Genomic DNA, 1,371 nt, shown 5'->3' on the forward strand with positions numbered 1-1,371 from the left:
GTTCTCTAATCGCATTGGTCAAGCTGGTTGATCGGGCTTTGCGCCCACGCCGGGTTCATGGTTCTCTCCGCGGTCGGTCTCGGTGGACCGCCGCATGTTGGCGTCAGATGGTCGGATCGACCGAAGTGGTCCTCGTGGTTGCCGAAGGCACCGCATTTTCAGGGACGGCCTGATCCGCGCCAAGCGTCCCGGCGGGGACGCATCCGTCAAAGTCAGTCTAGCAGTTATGCCGCCTCCTCCTGGCTCCAACGGAATGGGGTGTTGGTTTTCCACATGGCGTGCAGGATCACGGCCATCTTCCGGGCCACGGCGATCCTCGCCTTCTTGAACCCGGACGCCTTCGCCAGCTTCAGGCCCCAGGCTTTGAGCGTTGAGAATCGTAGGTTGCGTGTCAGAAGCGTCGTGGCCGCTTCATAGAGGTGCTTCCTGGTCATCACGCTCCCTTGCTTGGAGATGCGCCCGTTTCGGCTTGTCTCGCCGGACTCGTATCGTCGGGGTGTCAGGCCGAGATAGGCGCCGGCGCTCGATGACCGGCTGAAGCGTGATCCATCGTCGAAGGAGGAGGTGACGGACAGGGCGGTGATAACGCCAACGCCGGGCACGGTCATGAATAGCCGCGCGGTGGGGTTTGCCCTCGCGACTGCCATCAGGCGACGGTCCAGAACCTTGATCTGATCGAGAATCGAGGCTCTGGCCTTCATCAATGTCTCGGCGATGAGACGCATCTCCGGGGACGCATCGAGTTCACCGGCGATGATCTCGTCGGCCCGTCCGGTGAACCCGCCGACGCGCTTGCCGAACAGAACGCCAAAGGTGCGCAGGAGACCACGGATCTCGTTCTCGATCTTGACCCGGATCCGCACCAGCATCTCGCGGGCGACCAGGAGGGAGCGAACCTGGTAGCTGTCGCGGCTTTTGATGCGCACCTGCTTAAACCAGCCGGTTCGCATGATCTGCGCCAGGCCAGCAGCGTCGTTGCGGTCCGTCTTCACCGGTCGCATCTTCAAAGCTGCGTTGGCATGACGGGCATCGATGCACAGAATTGGAAGACGGCGCGCGGCGAGTTCGTTCCAAAGCCACACGGCCAACGGTCCCGTCTCGAGCCCGACCCGGACGAGGTCTGGCGCTTTCTGATTCAAATATGCGGCGATCGCTTCGGGGCAGGTTGCGACTTTCTTCTCCGCCAGGACCCGACCGGCATCGTCGATGACACAGATCGCTGTCGTCTCCTGGGAAACGTCCAAGGCTGCATAGGAGGGCATCATGGTTCTCCGTTACTTGTCGGCCGAGCCGATCGTTGCTGGATCGCCAGCTTGGTGGACCGCTTCGCTCTCGGCGAGGGGTGCCACCTGCGATTACGCTAAGTGGTCC

Annotated in this window: 1 protein-coding gene; it reads right to left on the reverse strand. The window is 62.1% G+C overall.

Translation table 11 applies throughout. The features are described 5' to 3' along the window. Positions 1 to 224: 224 nt before the first annotated feature. Positions 225 to 1,262, reverse strand: a complete 1,038-nt coding sequence (locus tag ACSSVZ_RS28120; protein WP_290898912.1) for an IS110 family RNA-guided transposase — start codon at positions 1,260 to 1,262, stop codon at positions 225 to 227. Between the last annotated feature and the right edge of the window lie 109 nt (positions 1,263 to 1,371).

It is taken from the genome of Amorphus sp. MBR-141 (assembly GCF_053628695.1).

Coding starts and splice junctions, on each gene's coding strand:
- ACSSVZ_RS28120 (WP_290898912.1), bottom strand. CDS start 1,262: ATGCCCTCCTATGCAGCCTTGGACGTTTCCCAGGAGACGACAGCGATC.